This is a genomic window from Halorussus gelatinilyticus (assembly GCF_023238445.1).
GTDB classification, from domain to species: Archaea; Halobacteriota; Halobacteria; order Halobacteriales; family Haladaptataceae; genus Halorussus; species Halorussus gelatinilyticus.
On the sequence record NZ_CP096658.1, the window covers coordinates 2,249,842 to 2,268,959 of the forward strand.

Below are 19,118 nucleotides of genomic sequence, written 5' to 3' on the forward strand. Positions count from 1 at the left end.
ACTACTCCACGTAGTCGATGTCTTGAAGTCGCTTGTTGGCCTTGGCCTGCTGGGCCTCGTTGCGGCCGTAAATCTGGGGCGACTCGACGCCCGTGACGACGATCATCGTCCGCATCTCGCCCTCCAGTTCCTCGTCGATGGAGGTCCCCCAGATGATGCGGGCGTCCGGGTCGATGCGGTCGTAGATCTCCTCCACGACGCCCTCGGCCTCCTCGATGGACATGTCGTTGCCCCCCGTGACGTTCACGAGCGCGGAGTTCGCGCCCGAGATGTCCACGTCCAGCAGCGGCGAGCGCATCGCGGACTTGACCGAATCCTGGGCCTTGGCGTCCGAATCGCTCTCGCCGAGGCCTATCATCGCCACGCCGCCCTTCTCCATGACGGTCCGAACGTCGGCGAAGTCGAGGTTGACCAGTCCGGGCTTGGTGATGAGTTCGGTGATGCCCTTGACCGAGCGCATCAGCACCTCGTCGGCGACCTTGAACGCCTGCCGGACGGGGAGCTTCCCCACGGAGTCGAGCAGGCGGTCGTTGGGCACGACGATGACGGTGTCGCTCACGTCGCGCAGGCGTTCTAGTCCCGCCTCGGCGTTGGTCCGGCGGACCTCGCCCTCGGCGGTGAACGGCGTCGTCACGATGGAGATGGTCAGCGCGCCCGACTCGCGGGCGGCCTTGGCGACGACCGGCGCGGAACCGGTCCCCGTCCCGCCGCCCAACCCGGCGGTGACGAACACCATGTCCGAGCCCTGAATGGCGTCGTAGATCTCCTCCTGACTTTCGAGGGCGGCTTCCTCGCCGACCTGCGGGAGCGAGCCGGCGCCCCGACCTTGGGTCTTCTGCTCGCCCATCAGAATCTTCGTGTCTGCCTCTATCTCCACGAGGTGCTGTACGTCCGTGTTGGCCGCCACGAGCTTCGCGCCGTGGATGCCTTCCTCGGCCATGCGGTTGACCGTGTTACCACCGGCCCCGCCGCAACCCACGACGGTGATGTCGGTCTGGAGGTCTTGCAGGACGTCTTTCAGTTCTTCGTCGGTCATCGTCCCCGACGCATTCGCCGCCTGCGTCTGTGCCCCAGCCCCCGAGCTGGCCTGCCGGGAGTCCTGCTGCCCTCCCTCGGCTTCCTCGATGGCGTCTTCGACTAACGAGTCCATTCTGAACTTGCCTTGAGAACGGAGCGTAATTATCTTTCCCCTCTTTGTCGGACGAATGTCTGACGATCGGTAGCATATCGCGTATCGGGCCCCGTCGCTACGGGTCGAACCGGCGAACGCGCTCGGACTGGACCGTCTCGGGAGCGATCTCCTCGCCGCCCACCGTGACCGACTGGCCCGCCGAGAGCTTGCCGAACGCCGGCCCCTCGGGCACTCCCAGCGTGCGGGCCTTCTCCGGGTCGAAGGTGGTCGCGCGCGCGACGACCGCGCCGTCCTCGCGCGCGACCGAATCGTACTTTACCCGGAGCAGGTCGGCCAGCGCATCGACCAGCGCCTCGCGGTCGTCCGGCGCGCGGACCGCGGCCCGCCCCGCCGCGCGGGTCCCGTTCTGCTCGGTCTCGAACGCCAGCATGTTCGCGGCGACCGCCTCGCGGGTCGCCTCGGGGTCGATGCCCTGCACTTCCACGAGCAGGTCGTCGGGCAGGTCCACGACCTCGTACTCCGGGGCGCTCTCGGCGTCGCCCTCGGTCGCCGTCGCGGAGTCGGCCGCCCCGGCGGCCGACTCCGGGGTGCGGTCTCCGAACCGCAACCCGTCTTCGACGCCCGAGAGGTCGTCTTCGAGGCGCTCGACCTGCGCGAGCGGGACGCCGGTCGTCTCCCGGACCCACGTCTCGCCGACCACGCGATAGCCCAACTCCTCGACGACGCGCTTCAGTTCGGGGGCGTCGCCGTCCACGACCGCGCGCTCGGCCCGACTCGCCTCGAAGGCCCGCCGAAGCACGTCGCGGTTGGCCTCGGGCGCGCCCATTGCGTCTAGCACCCAGTCGGCCGCGACGTGGCCGACCGCCCAGTCGGTCTCGCGCTCGATGCGCTCGAACCGGGGGACGTAGTGGCCGCCGCCGAAGCCGACTACCTGCCTGTCGCGGTGGGGTTCGACGCCGGCCAGATCGAGGATGGCCCGCGCCACTGCGCGCGCTCCCTCAGGGTCGTCCCACTGTTCCTCGTCGCTTCCCAACTCCGCGAACAGCGAGGGGACCCCGACCGCCGAGGGACCGTGGTGGGTACACTCCATGCCGACCTCGTAGCTCTCGGGCGCGTGCTTCTCGAAGGCGTCGAGCAGGCGCGCGTGGGCGTTCGGGCACGCTTCCGCGAGTTCACCCGCGACCCCGCCGTACTCCGCCGGGCCGAAGTTGCCCGTGAAGTGGGCGGTGAGAAGCGGCCCGGTGTCCCCCGAGTGCCGGGAGGCGAAGACCAGCAGGTCCGGAGCGTCGAACGCCGCGGCCGCGTCCTCGATTTCGAGGTGGAGCGCTTCGAACTCCCGGAGTTCGAAGCGCCCGTCGTCGGACGCCGCTGCGTCCGACGACTCGACGGAGGTCTCTCGGTCGAGGCGGTAGAACGTCCCGCCACCCTCGGCGTCAGGCCGCGAGTCGTCCTCGCGGACCTCCCAGTCGGCGAGGTCCAGCAGGTGGTCGCCGATACGTTCGGAGGCCGAGTCGGCTCTGCTGACGACGATGGCAATCACGGCCGGAACTACGGCAGGACCGGGAGAAAAGCGCGTCGGATAGCGTCGTCGGAGACGACGGGAAATAGCGTCGTCGGGTAGCGTCGTCGGAGACGACGGGAAATAGCGTCGTCGGGTAGCGTCGTCGGAGACGACAGCAGTCTCAGTCTGCGTGTTCGACCTGCTCGGACCCGCCGGGCAGGGCGTTGCGCGCGTTCGCGGCGGTCCGGTCGAAGATGGCTCGGAGTTCGTCGCGCCGCGTGACGAACAGTCCCACGCCGAGGACCACGTAGACCGCGGTGTAGGCGTAGAGGATGAGCATGCTGAGTTCGTGGGCCTGCGGGTCGGTCATCGTCTGGATGACCCAGAACTCGGCGACGACCTGCGAGACGAACAGCACGAGGAGGACGACCGCCTCTCGGACGCTGATCTCGAAGTTCGCCAGCACGCCGAGCGCGAAGAAGCTCTGGGCCGCGGTAATCCAGATTTCGGCCTGCTGTTTCTCGTCGAACGGGAGCGCTCCGATGGACCCCGCGGCGATGCTGTAGACGACCGCGAGCGTCCCGATGAGCAGCGTCCACTGGTTGAGCTTCGAGGAGATGAGCGCGTTGAACCCGGCGGTCGAGCGTGCCTTGTTGACGAGGTACGCGACCACGATGAGTTCGGGCGACTCGGAAGCCAGCGGGGCGATCCACTGAATCATGAAGAACGGCGGGATGCCGAGGCTGGTGCCGAGATGTTCGAGACCCTCGGCGAACGGGTGGACCGCGGTGTAAATCATCGCACCCGAGTAGCTGAACATGAGCAGTACCGACGCGATACGGAGGAGTTTCGGGAGCGACTGGAAGTACCCCGGAACCCCGACCTGCTCCTCGTGTTCCTCGATTTCGCCACGGATGACGATGCCGATGTAAATCGCGTACAGGCTGACGAGCACGACCGTGTCGAGCATGCCGATACCGTGGCCCAGAGGCACGAAGAAGGCGTAAGCGGTCGCGGCGAGCAGGAACGCGATTTCGGTCGCGAGGTCGCGGTCGATTCTGACTTTGCTCTTCATGAACCCGGCCGTCTGGACCACGGCGGGGTCCTCGGAACTGCGGGACCGATACACCGTGAACAGCGCGATTCCCGACCAGCCGAGACCGATGAGGATGCGGTTCGCGCCGGTCATGTTAGCGACAGCGAGGTTCGCCTTGTCGGCCCCGAGCGCCGTTCCGGCGTTCGCACCCGCCTGCCACGCGTAGAGCGCGTCGACCGCGTACTCCGGTGCGACTGCGAGGACGGCGAGAACCGCCAGCGCGAACGCACGCGGGACGTCTTTTTCGGCGGTTTCGGCGGCCCATGCGAGCATGAAGGAAGCTCCGAGGACGGCGAGACCGCTCAGTGCAACCGTCTGGAGGTCGCCCAACGAGTGGGCCGACCCAGTCGCCCAGACGAAGACCCACGGGAGCGTGAGCGCCGTCGTCGCGCCGACTGCGGCGAGAGGATGTCGTAAACGACTCAACATTCTGTCCGAGGTTAGCTCACCCCGGAAAGTAGGTCTTGCGTTATCCCTCAAGGGAGCAGGAGGTAGATGAACCCGCCGTAGGCCCCGACGAGCGCGACCCCGCTTGGCCGCGAGACGCGGCGACCGACGGCCATCAGCGCCATCGCGCCGACCGTGAACGCGAGCATCACCGGGAAGTGGAGCGTCTGGACGCTGGCGTTCACCGTGAGTGGGTGGACGAGCGCGAGCAGGCCGACGACCGCGAGGACGTTGTAGATGTTCGACCCGACGACGTTGCCGATGGAGAACTCGGCCTCGTCGCGGAGCGAACTCACGAGCGAGGTCGCCAGCTCGGGCAGCGACGTGCCGAACGCGATGATGGTGATACCGATGAAGAGGTCGCTGAAGCCGAACGACCGCAACAGCCCGGTGCCCCCCTGAACGAGTCCGATGGAGCCGCCGAGGAGACAGACGCCCGCGCCGACCAGTAAGGCGATTTGGCGTGCGTTCGCCGACGTCGACTCCGACTCGACCTGCATCTCGTCGGGGACGACCTCGTCGTCCGACGACCGGGACTGGTAGATCATGTACCCGGTGAAAACCGCCAGCAGGGCGAGCATCCCGACGCCGTCGAGTTGACCGAGCATCCCGTCGCTCCCGAGGACGACGAGAAGGACCGCGGCCGCGAGCATGAACGGGCCGTGTCGCCAGAGCAGTTTCGAATCCACCGACAGCGGTTGGACGAGCGCCGACGCGCCGAGGACCAACCCGAGGTTGGCGATGTTCGACCCGATGATGTTGCCCAGTCCGATGTCGTCGGAGATGCCGATGCCGCCGACCATACTGACGAACAGTTCGGGCGCGGTCGTCGAGAAGGCGACGACGGTGACGCCGACCGTCGCGGGCGCGATGCCGTAGCCGACCGCCAGCGACGAGGCGCTGTCCACCAGCAGTTCCGCGCCGAGATACAGCAGGAGGATGCCACCGAGAAGGTACAGCGCATCAACCGAAACGAGTAGTTCAGCCGACGTTTGGAGCGGTATCATCTGTTCTCTACTGCCGTCCGAATCAGAGAAACCAGATAAGTACTTGGATGATTATATATCCTGAGAACCGGCCGCGAGTCCCAGAACCCAGTCGTTAACCCGTTCGCCGACCTCGCACCCGACATGGACGTGTTCGGACTCCTCGGCAACCCCGTCGGCCACTCGCTGTCGCCGCCGATGCACGAGGCGGCCTACGACGAACTCGGGACGGACGCCCGCTACGTCACCTTCGAACCGGCTCCCGACGACCTCGAAGCAGCAATCGAGGGGGCGCAGGCGCTCGGTATCACGGGCCTGAACGTCACCATTCCGTTCAAACAGGACGCGCTGGCCCACGTCGAACCCGACGACCTCGCGGCCCGCATCGGCGCGGTCAACACCATCGACTTCCCGGACGGCGACGGTGACGACTCGGCGGACGACCCGCCGACCGGCCACAACACCGACGCTGCGGGCGTCCGTCGGTCGTTCTCGCACCACGACGTGACGCTCGCGGACCGCGACGCCGTGGTCGTCGGTGCCGGCGGCGCGGCCCGCGCGGCCGTCTTCGCGCTCGCGGACGCCGGCGCGACGGTCCACGTCGCCAACCGGACGGTCGAACGCGCCGAGCGACTCGTCGCGGACCTCGGCGGCGCGTCCGACGACGACGCCGAGCGTGCGACCGCCGGCAGTCTCGACTCGCTCGAAACCCGCGTCCCAGCGGCCGACGTGCTGGTCAACGCGACCAGCGTCGGCATGGAGGAGGACCGGTCGCCGGTTCCGGCAGAGACCCTCCACGGCGATCTCGCGGTGCTGGACGCGGTGTATCGGCCGCTCGACACGCGGCTCCTGCGCGAGGCCCGCGAGCGCGGCGCGACGACCATCGACGGCGCGTGGATGCTGTTGTATCAGGGCGTCGAGGCGTTCGAGCTGTGGACCGGCCGCGACGCGCCCGTGAACGCGATGAACGAGGCGCTTCGGGCACGGCTTTAAGTGGTACGCCCGTCTACTGTCGCGCAAATGGGACTGCTCACTAAGCTGAAGTCGTTGCTTGGACTCGAGGACGACCGCTCGCAGGTACGCCGGACGGAGTCCGGGGTGACCATCGAGCGCGAACCCGGCGAGTCGGCCGAACCAAACGTGGAAGCCGAGAGCGCCGTCAAAGGCGTCGATACCGGCGCGGAGGAGTCCACCGACGCGACCGAGACCGCCGACGCGACCGAATCCGACGACGTTCCGGACATCGAAGAAGCCGAACCGACCGAGACCGAAACCGCGGACGAAAGCGAATCGACCGAGACCGACGCGGTCGAGGAAACTGGCGACGTCGAGACGACCGAGGACGCCGACGAGACCGAAGTCGAAGAAGTTGGGGCTGAGGCCGAAGACGCCGAGGCAGGCATCTCGACCGAAGACGTGACGACGGCGCCCGAAGGGAGCGAGAGCGTCGAGACCGGACTCGACGACGCGGCCGAACCTGCGGAGGCGGTCCAACCCTCGACGGACGCGGCCGAACCCGACCAGTCTGCCGGCGACGAACCCGAACCGACCCCCGAGGACACCGAGAGCGAGGAACCCGAACCAGACGCGGCCGACGAGGAACCGGTCGGCGAGGGCGAAGCGCTCGAAGCGGTCAAGGGCATCGGCCCGGCCTACGCCGAACGCCTCCGAGACGCGGGGGTCGCCGACGTGACCGAACTGGCGAAGGCCGACGCAGGCCAACTCGCCGACGAGACGGGTCTCTCGGACAAGCGCATCTCGTCGTGGATAGATCGAGCGCAGGCCCGCTGACTCGGCCCGCACACGAGTCTCGACTCTTCTCCGAGGTATTACCGGACGGAGCCGCCGCTACACCTCGTCGCGGTCGGTGTAGGTCCACCGCTCCGCGATGTCGCCGTCGTCGTCGAACCGGTGGAAGTCCGCGAAGCCGAACGCGACCTCCTCGCCGTCCTGCGTACCGGTGAACCGCCCGCGGACGGCGACCGTGTCGCCGTCCGCGACCAATCGGTGAATCTCGTGCTCGCCGTCTTCGAGCGGTCGGCCGTCGAGGTAGAACTCGCGGAACTCGTCCATGCCGTCGAGGCGCTGGCCGGTTCGTTCGTAGGTCACGTCGTCGGCGAACAGCGCGAACACCGCCTCGTACTCCTCGGCGTCGATGTGGTCGTAGTAGGCGCGGACCGCGTCCGGGTCTGCGTTCGTCATGCCTCTCAGCTATCGTCTCGTCCAAGTTAATTTCGGGGGTTGCGAGACTCGGCGGTCGAAAGAAAGACCTACGCGGCGTCCGAGTGTCGGCGTATGGACTACGACACGCCGTTGTTCTTCCACGTGATGCAGTACGCGGCCGACGCCGACCGGGACGTGGTGGACATGGTGAGCGGGAACCCCGACTGGGGGTCGCCCGACGCCATTGGCGAGGGTCTCCACGAGTACGCCGACTTGGGCGGCGCGGACTTCCAGTACCCGCCGAGCGAGGGACTGGCCGCGCTCCGCGAGGAGATCGCCGAACGCCGGAACGTTCACGAATCGCAGGTCGTCGTGACCAACGGCGGCGGCGAAGCGAACTACCTCGCCATGGCCCGCGCGCTGGAACGCGAGCGCGGGTCGGAGTTCGTGCTGACCGACCCCGTGTACCCGTACTATCCGGGCAAGACGACGATGCTCGGCGCGAGCGCGCGGTACGTCGCCACCGAGGCGGACGGCACCCTCGACCCCGAGGACGTGCGCGAGGCCGCCAGCGAGGAGACCGCCGGAATCGTCGTCAACACGCCGAACAACCCGACCGGCGCGGTCTACGACGAGGAGACGATGCGCGAACTCGTGGCTATCGCCGAGGAGTACGACGCCCTGCTCGTCAGCGACGAGGTGTACGACCACTTCGACTTCTCGGGCGAGTTCACCTCGGCGCTGTCGTTCGACTCGGACCACCGAATCGTGACGAACTCCTACTCGAAGACGTTCGCCATCACCGGGTTCCGGGTCGGATACGCCGTCTTCCCCGAGTCGCTGGTGGACGTGGCCAAGACCCGCCACATGCTGACCAACGTCGCCACTACCCGGCCTGGCCAGTACGCGGTCCTCCACGCGCTCCGGAACACCGACCCGGCCTACTACGAGGCGAACCGCGAACTGTTGCGCGAGCGCGTCGCCACCTTCACCGACGCGCTGGACGAGGCCGGCGCTGACTACTCCTCGCCGGACGGCGCGTTCTACGTGATGGCGCGGTTCCCCGACTTCCCCGGCACGCTGGAGAACGTCGAGCGCCTCGTGGACGAGGCGGGCGTCGCGGGCATGCCCGGCGAGGCGTTCGGCGAATCCCGAAGCGACTGGCTCCGGTTCGCGCTCGTCAGTCCGCGCGTCGAGGAAGCCGCCGAGCGGTTGGCCGACTACTTCGCGTAGCCGTTCTCCGCCGTCGGCACGGTCCGATTTGCTCCGTCCTTTCGGATTAGTCGGACTGGCAGTCACGGGGGAGGGCGGCTCTGCCGCCAGCGAGGCGGTGTCACCGCCGAGCGACACTGGTGACTGACTCGCCACCTCCCTGCCCGTAACCGCGCGAGACGTCCGGCCGAGGTTCGTCCCGGCCTCGTATTTCAACCTTCGCGTGAGCTACCCGGCTGTCCACTACGGATGCGCCGCGCACTCGGTCGCGCTCGCGGTTCCGCGCGACCGAGCTCGCAGGCGGGGAGGTTCGGGGGCGCGGTCGCGGTGCTGTGCGGCGGCGGTGTGGGACGGTGCGGGAGACTCCGTGGAGTCGGTGATAGACTGCTGTGCCGTTGCGGTCGCAGTGCGGTCTCGACTAGCTCGAACCGACAGCCCCGAGTACGTTCCAGATTCGCGTCACCCCGGCCCCAACTCTTCGCTCTCCGTTCCCGAACAACTAAGCCCCCGCGAGAACCCTACCTGATAACGAATGGCCGACACGAAAGACGAACTCGCAGGCGTGGTAGACCTGTTCGGCGGTCTCGCCCGCGACGAACTCGAACAGGCGCTGGTCGAACTCGCGTTCAAGCAGGGCAAGAAGGTCGAGCGCGAGGCGTTCGCGGCCGAAATCGAGCGTGCGGTCGAGGACTACTACCTCGTGAAAGCCGAGTACGCCGCGGACGGCGGTGCCGAAGCCACCGACACCCTGCTCGTCGCCGGCCCGGCCGCGTTTCCCACCGTGCCGGAGAACGGCGAGGACCTGCCCCACATCCTCGACGTGCCCGACCGCGAGTTGGACCGCGAGGGACTGGGCGAGGCGGTCGCCGACCGACTGTACGAGGAAGCGCGGACGGTCGCGGCGACGGGCGACGCCGACCGCGCGCAGGCGCTCCTCGACGTGAGCTACGACCTCGAAGCGTGGGCACCCGTCGAGACCGACGAAGTACGCGAGACGCTGGACCGGGCGTTCGAGTAGTGCTACCACTGCCCGAACCGCCGCAGGTCCGTCCGCGGACGGACGAATTAAGGCGACGGGGTACGACGTTCCGGGTATGGAGTTGGGTCGCGTGGCCGACCACGTGCCACAGACTGTCGCCGACGAGGACCACGACGCGGCGGTGTTAGCGCCGGTCGTGACCCGCGGCGGCGATTACCACCTGCTGTTCACCAAGCGGGCCGACCACCTCGGCGAGCACGCCGGCCAGATGAGTTTCCCCGGCGGCGGCCGCGAACCGAGCGACGCCGACCTCCGGGCCACCGCGCTCCGCGAGGCCGAGGAGGAGATCGGCCTCCGCGCCGACGAGGCCGACCTGGTGGGGCAACTCGACGACATCCGAACCACGAGCAGGTACGCGGTCACGCCCTACGTCGCCCGCGTGCCGGACCGCGAGTACACCCCCGACGAGCGCGAGGTGGCCGAAATCGCCGTCCTCCCGGTCGCGGACCTGCTCGACTCCGAGAACTACGAGGTCGAGCGGCGCGAGCATCCCCAGTACGGCGAGGCAATCGTCCACTTCTTCCACGTCGACGGGTACACGGTCTGGGGCGCGACGGCCCGAATTTTGGTGCAGTTACTGGAGTTGACGACCGACTGGCGCGCGCCCGAGCAGGTGGACAGGGTCGTGGACCCCGACGCCGACGTTCGGCAAGACTGAGGTTTTTCGACCGGAGATTCGGAGACGAGACGGCGGGAAACTGCGCCGAACGACGGTGAGCGTGGTGGGGAGTGAGCGACTGCCGACGCCATCAGACCGCGACCGCACGCGCCGGGTCGTTCGCGGAGCCGAGCGCACTCGGTTCGCTGGGTCGGGAAATCGCCGCCGTCCCCGGTAAGTTTCGACCGCGCCGATACGTTTTTGACCCTCCCGCGGGTACGAGTGGCTACATGGTCGCACAGACGATGGATCGCGTTCCGCACGAGCAGTAGAACCGCACGACGACGAGCGACTGTTACTGGAGGTGTTCGCGCATGTTGACCACTGGTGAGACTATCGCAGAGACTGGACTGGACGCCGCCGCGCTCAAGCCCGCCGAGTGCGACGTATCGCGCGCGGCAGAGTTACCCTTCGAGACGGTGGCTATCGACTACGAGGGCCGCGAACACCTGCCGGACGCCGAGACGCTGGCGGGACTCGCAGACGAGGTGGAGGTCCGCCTGACCACGCCCGTCCGCGCCGAGGGGTTCGACCCCCTCGGCGACGACTCGGGGTACGACGACGTTCCCGAGGCGGTCCAACGGGTCGCCGTGGCCGGGCACGCCGCCTACCTCTCGGAAGACGAGCGCCGGAAGGCGGTCGCGCCCCGCCTGCGCGCCGCGGTCGAGCGCGACCCCGCGGCGTGGGTCGGCACCGAGGGCGTCGAGCGCCTCGCGCTGGCCACCGGCGCGACCCAGTTCGAACTCCTCTCCAGAACCACCGAGGGCGACCTGCGCGCCCTGCGGGCCGCCGGATTCGACGGCGAACTCGCCGTCTACGCGCCCACCGTCCTCACCGACGACGACGACGCGGTGCTGGACGCGGTGGGCGGGTACGCCGCCCGTCGCGGTCCCGTCGCCAGCGCGCTCCCCGAGGGCGCGGCCACGGACGCGGCCGCGACAGGCCGAGCGCGCGAGGTCCTCTCGGCCGCGACGCGGGACTACGCGCTGGCCGGGTCGCCCGCGAACGTCGGCGAGCGCGTCGCCGACCTGAAGGACGCGGGTGCCGACCTCGTGGTCGGCTACCCCGCGCGCGGTCTCGACGAGTTCCTGCACTGAGTTCGACACGGCCGCCGGCGTGCCGGGACCGACCGCCGAATTCCGGAGTCGGTATTTCTTTGCCGCGCAGTTCCGAAGTCCAGCCATGCGACTCGCACGCTTGCTCACGCCGGAGGGACCGGTCTCCGGCCGCTACGACGACGGGACGCTCCTCACCGACGACGGCACCTACGAAGTCGGCCGCGACGGGCGACTCCTCCCGCCGTGTGAGCCGTCGGCGCTCTACTGCGTCGGCCGAAACTACGCCGAGACGCTGGACCAGATGGAGTACGAGCGCCCCGAGGAGCCGGACTTCTTCATCAAACCGCCGACCGCCCTGCTCGCCCACGAGCAGTCGATTCCCTACCCCGATTTCACCGACGAACTGACGTACGCGGGCGAGTTGGCGGCGGTCGTCGACGAGCGATGCCGGAACGTCGCCCCCGAGGAAGTCTCCGAAGTCGTCCGCGGCTACACCGTGATGAACGACGTGGACGCGCTCGACCAGCCGGGCCGGACCGCCCGGAAGGCCTTCGACGCCTCGGGACCGCTCGGCCCGTGGATGGAGACCGACGTGGACCCGACCGGCATCGACATGTGGACAGACGTGTCCGGCGAGCGCCGACAGGAGGCCAACACCGAACTGATGCTGTTCGGTCCCGACGAAGTCGTCTCCTATCTATCCGAGCGGTTCACGCTCCAACCGGGCGACGTAATCGCGTTCGGCAGTCCGGCGAATCCGGGACTGGTCGAACCCGGCGACGAGGTCGAAATCACCTACGAAGGCGTCGGCACGCTCCGGAACGACGTCGTCTCGACGGAGTAGCGCAGGCGCCTCTGCGTCGTTTTCCTCCGGGCACACCTCTAAGTGCCCGCTGTCCCTTCTCCCGGCCATGAGTCGGACCTACCTCTACGAACACACCACGACCACGGCGGCCGAGGCCTTCGAGGACGCCACGGTCGCGGTTCTCCCGACCGGAAGCGTCGAACAGCACGGCCCCGCGCTCCCGCTGGGCACCGACCTGCTGTCGGCCCGCGCGGTCGCCGAGACCGTCGCCGACCACCCCGAGACGGTCCTCCTCCCGCCGATTCCGGTCGGCGTCAGCGCCCACCACCGCCAGTTCGACGGAACGCTCTGGACCGACCCGGAAATCTTCGAGCGCTACGTCGCCGACGTCGTTGCGAGCGTGGCCTTCCACGGCGTGAAGAAGGCGGTCCTCGTCAACGGTCACGGCGGCAACTCCGGGGCGCTCCGGCGCGCGGCCCGCACCGTCCGCGACGAGGAGGTCGCCTTCGCCGCGCCGTGGAACTGGTGGTCGAACTTGGACGCGCTCATCGAGGAAGAACTCGACACCTCGCTGGGTCACGCGGACGCGGTGGAGACGAGCATGATGCTCGCTATCGCCGAAGACCTCGTGCGCGAGTCCGACCTCGAAGCCGCGGAGGAGAACGGCGGCGACTCGTGGGGCGAGTCGGTCCGCGGCGCGTCGGTCGGCTTCGACGCCATCGACTTCACCGAGAGCGGTGCGGTGGGCGAACCCACCGCGGGGAGCCGGGAGGTCGGCGAGACGCTGCTCGACCACGCGAGCGACGACCTCGCCGCGCTGGTGGAGTGGCTGGCCGGGCAGGAGATGGACGACCTCTGGCCGCGGGAGCACAAATGAGTGGGGACGAGCGAGGGACGCGAGTCGCAGTAATCGGCGGCGGCGCGGTCGGCGTCACCGCGGCCTACGACCTCGCGCGGCGGGGCGAGGAGGTCGTCGTCTACGAGAAGGACCGAATCGCCGGCGGTAGCACCGGCCGGGCCGCGGGCGTCCTCTACGACGCCTACGCCGCGCCGGAGGACGCCCGCGTCGGCGACCGAGCGATGGCGCGCTTCCGGGAGTTCTCCGGCGAGGCCGACTTCGAGTTCCGCGAGACGCCCTACGTCTGGTTCGCTCACGAGGGCGACGAGCGACGCGCCGACGCCATCCGCGACCAGGTGCCCCGGATGCGGGAGGCCGGACGGGAGGTCGCGCTCACGACCCCCGACGAACTGCGAGAGCGGTTCCCGGCGGTGGACTGGTCGGACGTCGGCGTCGCCGCCGTCGCGGAGAACGCCGGCCACACCGACCCGGAGGGCTACGCTCGCCTGCTCGCTCGGAAGGCCGAGGACGCGGGCGCGGAGATTCGAACCGACACGGAGGTCCGACTCGACGCCGACGCGCTCGCGGTCGAGCGCGTCGAGGCGGAAGCCGGCGAGGACGGCGGCGACTCGGAGTCCTTCGACGCGATTCTGGTCACGGCGGGTGCCCACACCAAGCGACTCCTCGCGGTCGCCGGGATTCCGGTTCCGCTCAAACCCTACCGCGTGCAGGCGCTGACGGCCGGGTTCGACGCCGACCGCCGGGCCGACCTCCCGATGTGCTACGACACGACCTCGGGGTACTACCTCCGGCCCCACCCGGAGGGACTGCTGGCGGGCGACGGTACCGAGGAGGTAGAGAGCGACCCCGACGACTGGACCCGCGAGGCCGACCGCGAGTTCTGCGAGGTGACCCGCGACCGATTGGGTCGCCGCCTCGGGGAGTTCGGCGCGGTCCGCGAGGCGTGGGCCGGCCTCTGCGTGGCGACGCCCGACCGCGACCCGCTCGTCGGCGAGTTGCGCGACGGCCTCTTCGTCGCGGCCGGATGGCAGGGCCACGGCTTCATGCGCGCCCCGGCGCTCGGCGAGGCGGTTGCCGAGGCGATGGCCGGCGAGAACCCCCTGCCGGAGTTCGCCCCGACCCGATTCGACGGCGACGAGGAGTTCGAGGTTGTCGAGGGGATGACGGTAGAGTAGCGAGAGGGCCCGCGAAAACGCGCTTCTCGCCTACCGTTCCACCTCGACCGTCGTCCGAACGTCCCGCGAGGACCGGGCCACCTCGACGGTGTAGGTCCCGTCGTCGGTGACCCACCCGTCGTCGGGGGCGTAGCGGGCGAACGCCCGGTCGCCGAACTCGACTTCAACGGTCCGAGTCTCCCCCGCGTCCAGACCGACCGCGGCGGCACCGGCGAGTTCCCGGACCGGTCGCTCGACGCCGTCGGGGGCTTCGGGCGGTCGGACGTACGCCTGCACGACCTCGCGGCCGGGTCGCTCCGCGCGGTTCTCGACGGTGACTCGGACCGACTCGCCGTCCGACTCGGCCTCGCCGTACCGGAAGTCGGCGTAGGAGCGGCCGTGGCCGAACGGGTAGGTCGGCTCGGCGTCCGCGGCGTCGAAGTGGCGGTAGCCGACGAACGGCCCCTCCGAGTAGTCGGCCGCTCCATCGACGCCGGGGTACTGGGCTTCGTCGGTCGCGGGGTAGGCGTCCTCGGGCGCGAAACTGACCGGGAGCCGTCCGGCCGGGTCGCGGTCGCCGTACAGCACGTCGGCGAGCGCGGTGCCGTGGGCCTGTCCGGGGTACCACGCCGCGAGCAGCGCGTCCACCTCCTCGCGCCACGGCAGTTCCACCGGTCCGCTGGCGTTGACCGCGACGACCGTTCGGTCGGCCGCCTCGGCGACCGCCTCGACCAGTTCGTCCTGCCGACCCGGCAGTCGGAGGTCGTCGCGGTCCCGAGCCTCGGTGGTGGCGTCGCGCACGGCGACCACGGCGACGTCGGCCGCGTCGGCGGCCGCGACCGCCTCGTCTATCGAGACATCTGAGTCGGCGTCCGGGTCGCCGTCTTCGTCTGCGTCGTAATCGATGTACGGGAGCAGGTCGAACAGCGAAACGTCCTCGATTTCGGGGACGCCGTGTGCGACGGTTACCTCGCCCTCGGCGCGGGCGGTGACGCCCTCCTCGGGGCTGACCGCCCGGAACGGCGTCGTCTCCGAGGAGCCGCCACCGCCCACGGTCGCCTCGTGGACGTTCGGCCCGACGAGCGCGACGTCCGTCCCGTCGTCGAGCGGCAGGACGCCGTCGTTTTCGAGTAGGACCGTCCCGCGCGCGGCGATGCGCTCGGCGAGGTCCCGGTGTTCGGGCGTGTCGAGCGCGCCCTCGTCCCGGTCGCCGTCGAGTAGCCCGATGCGCTCCATCTGGCCGAGGACGCGGGCGACCATGTCGTCGAGACGCTCGGCGGGGACCGTCCCGTCGGTGACCGCCTCGGCCAGCGGGTCGCCGAAGAGACCGGCCTTCGTCGGGTCGGGGATGCCGTCGATGGCGCCGAGGTCGGCGTCCGCGTCGTCCGGATTCCCTTCGTCCGTCTCGCTGGCTCCGTCCGGGGCGTCTTCGAGGTCCGCCACCGAGACGCCGGGCATCTCGACGTCGAGGCCGGCGGTAGCCGCGCCGACGGTGCTCTCGACTCCGTACCAGTCCGAGACGACGTACCCGTCGAACCCCCACTCCTCTTTGAGGACGTCGGTGACCAGTCGGCGGTGGTCGCTCATGTGGGTGCCGTTCACCCGGTTGTAGGCGGTCATCACCGACCCGACGCCGGCCTCGACCGCGGCGCGGAACGCCGGCAGGTAGAGTTCGCGGAGCGTCCGCTCGCCGACGTCGGCGCTGACCTCCGTGCGGTGTTGCTCTTGGTTGTTGGCGACGTAGTGCTTCACGGTGGCGACCACGTCCTCGTTCTGGATTCCCTCGACGACGCCCGCGGTCACGTCGGCCGCCAGTCGGGGGTCCTCGGAGAAGTACTCGAAACTGCGGCCGCAGTGGGGTACTCGGAGGAGGTTGGTCCCCGGCGCGAGCAGCGCGTCTTGGTCGTGCGCCTTCGCCTCGCGCGCCATCGCCGCGCCCTGCTCGCGCGCGAGGTCCGGGTCGAACGTCGCCGCCAGCGCGACCGAGGCGGGGAACGCGGTGGCGCGCTCGCCCTCGGCGCGCACGCCGAGCGGCCCATCGACCAGTCGGAACTCGGGGACGTCGAGGCGGTCGATGCCGGGCAGGTAGCCCGTCGCGGTTCCCGCCGGGTCCGTGGTGCCCCGAACTAATCTCAGCTTCTCGTCGCGTGTGAGTTCGCCTACCAACTGCTCGACTCGGTCGGTCGTGTCGGCCATACGTAACGGTCCGTCGGCGGAGGGTTAGATGTTGGCGTAGACGCAAAAGGGTGGAAACCCCGGCGGTTCGGGGTTCGAACGGCGACGGCGAGGCGGTCGCGGACGCGGTAATGCAGACCTCACATCCACTACTGGCGAACGAGCGCGTTTCAGTTCTCGAGGTGGCAGTCCGGCGGACGGATGGGAGACCGGACCGATGGGTGGTCGCTGCGTACGAGGCCCAGTACTGGTTTTAAAACGGCAAAACAGTCATACGTAGCGTGTGAGCACGACCGCCAAATCGCGCTACGCTTCCGTGGACACGGCGTCCGTCACTTCTGTCTCCTCACCGCGCTTGGGCACGCGAACGCGGAGCGTCCCGTTCTCGGTCAGGGTCGCCGTCGCCTCCTCGGCGTTTACCACGGCGTCGGCGGGCAGGTCGGCCTTCCCGTCGAGCGAGAGGCCACGACCGGGAAACAGCATCTCGAACCCCTCGTAGAAGTCCCGGAAGCGGTCGATGCGGACGTGGACCGCGCCGTCGGCGTACCGGACCTGCACGTCGCTACCCGTCGCGCCCGGCGCGTCGAACACCACGAGGTAGGCGTCGTCGCTCTCCAGCAGGTCCACGGGGAGCGGCTTGGACTCTTGGACCTTGCTCGCAGCCCGGCCGACGCGCTGGAGGACGGCGTTCCCGACCGAGCGACCGATGTCTCGTATGGTCATAGCTCGATGGCTTCCAGACAGTCGGTTCCGCCGCAGTACGGACACTGGAAGTCCGAGACCCCCACGTCGTCGGGCATGTCGTAGGTGTAGTGCATCTCGAACATGTCCATCTCGCAGTCGTCGTTCGTACACTTCACTTCGAGCGTCGCGGGCATATCCGAAACTAACGCCCGAGCGACCATAAACGGGAGGGCTTCGGCGATTCTCTGCCGGGTCGAGTCGCCGAATTCCCCGCCGTCGTATCAGACTGCCGTTAGTCGTCGTCTCCCTCGTCTCGCCCCTTTTCGCCGTGCCCGTTTCCGCGTCCGTGCCCGTTTCCGCGGTCTTTCCCCCGGCCGCGGTCCTCGCCGTTTCCGAGTCCACGGCCGTTTCCGCCTCCCTTCCCCCTGCCGTGACCTTTTCCGGGATGCCCGTCGGAGTCTTCGTCTTCCGCTTCCTCGGCGTCACCTGTTTCCTTGCCGTCTCCTGTCTCGCTGTCGGCTTCTGACTCCTCTTTGTCGTCTCCCTTCGCTTCGCCGCCGTCCGCTCCGTTCTCCTTGCTCTCGTCCGCCTCGTTCGCTTCTCCCTCGCCCCGGTCGTCTCCCTCTTTTTCGTCACCGCCCCGCGTGACCAGTTCCACGTCGGCAGTTCCGACGACCTCCCGCCCGGCCTCGGTTCTGGCCGTCAGTTCCGCATCGTCGGTGTCCCAGCCGATGCCCGTCGAATCGAGTCGGAAGAGGAGTTTCAGGTCGGTCCGACCGTCGCCGTCGGCGTCCGTCCGGATGCGCTTCGCCGGGGTCGCGCCGTTCGGCCCGAACCGGACGCTCCCGCGGGCCACCTCGGTCGCGTCGAACTCGGCGGTCGAGCGGACGACGACCGGCAGACGACCGTGGCTCCGGGGGTTGACCTTGCCGGGGAGTATCGACACCTCGGCCGAGACCGGCCCGGCGTCTTCTTCGGCCGTCCCTTCTCGTGCGTCGCTCGTGGTCTCCTCGTCAGTGATTTCGGACGGTGTGGTCGTCGTAGTCGTCGTACTCCCGCAGGTCCCGGCACGAATCGTGACCGGACGGTCGAGCGCCAGCGAGAGCCGTTTCGGGTCGCTCCGGTCGCCCGAGAGGACCTGCCAGTCGGTGACTTCGCCCTCGTAGTGGTCGCCGTAGAGCGCGGCAGCCTCGTTGAATCGCGGGTCGATAGTGATCGCGAACTCGTCGCCGAGCGGTCGAAGGACGCCGCCGTCCGAGCGGCCTTCGGTCCACGTCCAATCGACGGTCCATCCCGCGTCGGTCCGGGTGAACTCGTCGTAGTTCGTCGGGGCGTCGTAGTCGTCGTCGCCGACGACCCACGTCGCGCCGTCGGGGTTCGCCAGTTCGAGGTCGAAGGTCACGGCACCCCCGGACGTGCCGTCGTTCAGTTCGTCGTGGACCACGACTAAACTCAGGCCCGCCGGTCCCTCGTAGAGGAAGCAGATGCTCGTCTCCGGCCGCTGGAGGTCGGTCGTGCCGTAGGAGCTGTAGGCCGCACCGGACGGCGAGGTGTAGGGCGTCCGGTAGTCGTAGAAGGCCTCGACGCGCTCCTCGCCCGAGAGCGGCGTAATCGGGATACACCGGTCGCCCTGCTCGACGACGTACCGCGTCGCGTCCAGCGGAGCGGTTTCGCGGGCGAGCGAGCTGCGGGCGACGCCGACGCTGCCGAGACCGGTCGCCAGCGCCGCGAGGACGCCGCGACGTTCGATGCCGTCGTCGGGAGAATCTGGTTCGGACATGCGAATCGTCGGTCGTCGGTTGGACCGAATCGGCCATTGTTCCGCGGCGCTTACTCTCGCACCGCTAACAAATCAGTGTGACCGGACCGAGCGGCGTCGCATCAATCGCCGCGTGAACGGAATTAAATCGTCTGAACGGTCGGGTCGGGATGGGTGCGACGAGACGAGAAGGCGCGCCTCAGAACCTAAGGATGGAACTTTCCGACGGGTGGAGCGAATCTGAGAGGCCTCTATCGAAGTGTTTTTCGCGGGACGAATCGAAGAAACGAACCGGTCGTACACGCTGTCTACTGCCGGGCCGACACCGCAGACTGGTCTCGTCGCCACCGACGACCGCCCACTGTTCCACCACGGCGAAGGGTGGGGCGG

General features: G+C 68.8%; 17 protein-coding genes and 1 pseudogene. 9 read left to right on the forward strand and 9 right to left on the reverse strand.

The window, feature by feature from the left end; translation table 11 throughout:
- Position 1 precedes the first annotated feature (1 nt).
- The 4 genes from ftsZ to M0R88_RS11560 form a co-directional block, all read right to left on the reverse strand.
- Complete coding sequence (gene ftsZ / locus M0R88_RS11545) at positions 2-1,150, reverse strand: cell division protein FtsZ (protein WP_135851825.1); 1,149 nt, start codon at positions 1,148-1,150, stop codon at positions 2-4.
- 97 nt (positions 1,151-1,247) lie between these two features.
- Positions 1,248-2,672: a D-aminoacyl-tRNA deacylase gene (locus M0R88_RS11550; RefSeq protein ID WP_248653660.1), complete on the reverse strand. Its 1,425-nt coding sequence runs from the start codon at positions 2,670-2,672 to the stop codon at positions 1,248-1,250.
- Positions 2,673-2,814: 142 nt separating this feature from the next.
- Positions 2,815-4,158, reverse strand: coding sequence for a calcium:cation antiporter family protein (locus M0R88_RS11555; protein WP_248653661.1), 1,344 nt, complete (start codon positions 4,156-4,158; stop codon positions 2,815-2,817).
- A gap of 47 nt (positions 4,159-4,205) precedes the next feature.
- A complete protein-coding gene (locus tag M0R88_RS11560; protein ID WP_248653662.1) occupies positions 4,206-5,183 on the reverse strand; it encodes a calcium/sodium antiporter in 978 nt (325 codons plus the stop codon).
- A gap of 123 nt (positions 5,184-5,306) precedes the next feature.
- On the opposite strand from M0R88_RS11560, the gene M0R88_RS11565 reads away from it, so the two are divergent.
- Entirely contained in the window at positions 5,307-6,155 is an 849-nt protein-coding gene (locus M0R88_RS11565) for a shikimate dehydrogenase (protein ID WP_248653663.1), read from the forward strand.
- A 27-nt stretch (positions 6,156-6,182) separates the two neighbouring features.
- Positions 6,183-6,953, forward strand: coding sequence for a helix-hairpin-helix domain-containing protein (locus M0R88_RS11570; protein ID WP_248653664.1), 771 nt, complete (start codon positions 6,183-6,185; stop codon positions 6,951-6,953).
- Positions 6,954-7,010: 57 nt separating this feature from the next.
- On the opposite strand, the gene M0R88_RS11575 is transcribed toward M0R88_RS11570, so the two are convergent.
- On the reverse strand, positions 7,011-7,364 hold the full coding sequence (locus M0R88_RS11575; RefSeq protein WP_248653665.1) for a nuclear transport factor 2 family protein: 354 nt from the start codon (positions 7,362-7,364) through the stop codon (positions 7,011-7,013).
- Between the two features lie 93 nt (positions 7,365-7,457).
- Between M0R88_RS11575 and M0R88_RS11580 the strand changes: the two genes are divergently transcribed.
- The 7 genes from M0R88_RS11580 (at position 7,458) to M0R88_RS11610 (ending at position 14,131) form a co-directional block, all read left to right on the forward strand.
- The gene (locus M0R88_RS11580) at positions 7,458-8,558 is read left to right on the forward strand and encodes a pyridoxal phosphate-dependent aminotransferase (protein ID WP_248653666.1); all 1,101 of its coding nucleotides are present in this window, start codon (positions 7,458-7,460) and stop codon (positions 8,556-8,558) included.
- Between the two features lie 511 nt (positions 8,559-9,069).
- Positions 9,070-9,555 (forward strand): DUF7109 family protein, encoded by a 486-nt coding sequence (locus tag M0R88_RS11585; protein WP_248653667.1) that lies wholly within the window; start codon positions 9,070-9,072, stop codon positions 9,553-9,555.
- A 76-nt stretch (positions 9,556-9,631) separates the two neighbouring features.
- Entirely contained in the window at positions 9,632-10,234 is a 603-nt protein-coding gene (locus M0R88_RS11590; RefSeq protein WP_248653668.1) for an NUDIX hydrolase, read from the forward strand.
- Between the two features lie 314 nt (positions 10,235-10,548).
- Entirely contained in the window at positions 10,549-11,331 is a 783-nt protein-coding gene (locus M0R88_RS11595) for a DUF7388 family protein (RefSeq protein WP_248653669.1), read from the forward strand.
- 85 nt (positions 11,332-11,416) lie between these two features.
- A complete protein-coding gene (locus M0R88_RS11600; protein ID WP_248653670.1) occupies positions 11,417-12,136 on the forward strand; it encodes a fumarylacetoacetate hydrolase family protein in 720 nt (239 codons plus the stop codon).
- Between the two features lie 67 nt (positions 12,137-12,203).
- A complete protein-coding gene (locus M0R88_RS11605; RefSeq protein ID WP_248653671.1) occupies positions 12,204-12,974 on the forward strand; it encodes a creatininase family protein in 771 nt (256 codons plus the stop codon).
- Positions 12,971-14,131: an NAD(P)/FAD-dependent oxidoreductase gene (locus M0R88_RS11610; RefSeq protein WP_248653672.1), complete on the forward strand. Its 1,161-nt coding sequence runs from the start codon at positions 12,971-12,973 to the stop codon at positions 14,129-14,131. Before M0R88_RS11605 ends, M0R88_RS11610 begins: the two co-directional genes overlap by 4 nt.
- 30 nt (positions 14,132-14,161) lie before the next feature.
- On the opposite strand, the gene M0R88_RS11615 is transcribed toward M0R88_RS11610, so the two are convergent.
- From M0R88_RS11615 to M0R88_RS11630, 4 genes and pseudogenes are all read right to left on the reverse strand, one after another.
- Positions 14,162-16,306, reverse strand: a complete 2,145-nt coding sequence (locus M0R88_RS11615; protein ID WP_248653673.1) for a beta-glucosidase family protein — start codon at positions 16,304-16,306, stop codon at positions 14,162-14,164.
- 306 nt (positions 16,307-16,612) lie between these two features.
- Positions 16,613-17,008, reverse strand: a pseudogene (locus M0R88_RS11620) (Hsp20/alpha crystallin family protein); the annotation flags it as partial.
- The gene (locus tag M0R88_RS11625; RefSeq protein ID WP_248653674.1) at positions 17,005-17,163 is read right to left on the reverse strand and encodes a DUF7559 family protein; all 159 of its coding nucleotides are present in this window, start codon (positions 17,161-17,163) and stop codon (positions 17,005-17,007) included. The gene M0R88_RS11625 and the pseudogene M0R88_RS11620, both read right to left, overlap by 4 nt.
- Before the next feature lie 98 nt (positions 17,164-17,261).
- On the reverse strand, positions 17,262-18,749 hold the full coding sequence (locus M0R88_RS11630; protein ID WP_248653675.1) for a hypothetical protein: 1,488 nt from the start codon (positions 18,747-18,749) through the stop codon (positions 17,262-17,264).
- Between the last annotated feature and the right edge of the window lie 369 nt (positions 18,750-19,118).

Coding starts and splice junctions, on each gene's coding strand:
- ftsZ (WP_135851825.1), bottom strand. CDS start 1,150: ATGGACTCGTTAGTCGAAGACGCCATCGAGGAAGCCGAGGGAGGGCAG.
- M0R88_RS11555 (WP_248653661.1), bottom strand. CDS start 4,158: ATGTTGAGTCGTTTACGACATCCTCTCGCCGCAGTCGGCGCGACGACG.
- M0R88_RS11560 (WP_248653662.1), bottom strand. CDS start 5,183: ATGATACCGCTCCAAACGTCGGCTGAACTACTCGTTTCGGTTGATGCG.
- M0R88_RS11565 (WP_248653663.1), top strand. CDS start 5,307: ATGGACGTGTTCGGACTCCTCGGCAACCCCGTCGGCCACTCGCTGTCG.
- M0R88_RS11570 (WP_248653664.1), top strand. CDS start 6,183: ATGGGACTGCTCACTAAGCTGAAGTCGTTGCTTGGACTCGAGGACGAC.
- M0R88_RS11575 (WP_248653665.1), bottom strand. CDS start 7,364: ATGACGAACGCAGACCCGGACGCGGTCCGCGCCTACTACGACCACATC.
- M0R88_RS11580 (WP_248653666.1), top strand. CDS start 7,458: ATGGACTACGACACGCCGTTGTTCTTCCACGTGATGCAGTACGCGGCC.
- M0R88_RS11585 (WP_248653667.1), top strand. CDS start 9,070: ATGGCCGACACGAAAGACGAACTCGCAGGCGTGGTAGACCTGTTCGGC.
- M0R88_RS11590 (WP_248653668.1), top strand. CDS start 9,632: ATGGAGTTGGGTCGCGTGGCCGACCACGTGCCACAGACTGTCGCCGAC.
- M0R88_RS11595 (WP_248653669.1), top strand. CDS start 10,549: ATGTTGACCACTGGTGAGACTATCGCAGAGACTGGACTGGACGCCGCC.
- M0R88_RS11600 (WP_248653670.1), top strand. CDS start 11,417: ATGCGACTCGCACGCTTGCTCACGCCGGAGGGACCGGTCTCCGGCCGC.
- M0R88_RS11605 (WP_248653671.1), top strand. CDS start 12,204: ATGAGTCGGACCTACCTCTACGAACACACCACGACCACGGCGGCCGAG.
- M0R88_RS11610 (WP_248653672.1), top strand. CDS start 12,971: ATGAGTGGGGACGAGCGAGGGACGCGAGTCGCAGTAATCGGCGGCGGC.
- M0R88_RS11615 (WP_248653673.1), bottom strand. CDS start 16,306: ATGGCCGACACGACCGACCGAGTCGAGCAGTTGGTAGGCGAACTCACA.
- M0R88_RS11625 (WP_248653674.1), bottom strand. CDS start 17,163: ATGCCCGCGACGCTCGAAGTGAAGTGTACGAACGACGACTGCGAGATG.
- M0R88_RS11630 (WP_248653675.1), bottom strand. CDS start 18,749: ATGTCCGAACCAGATTCTCCCGACGACGGCATCGAACGTCGCGGCGTC.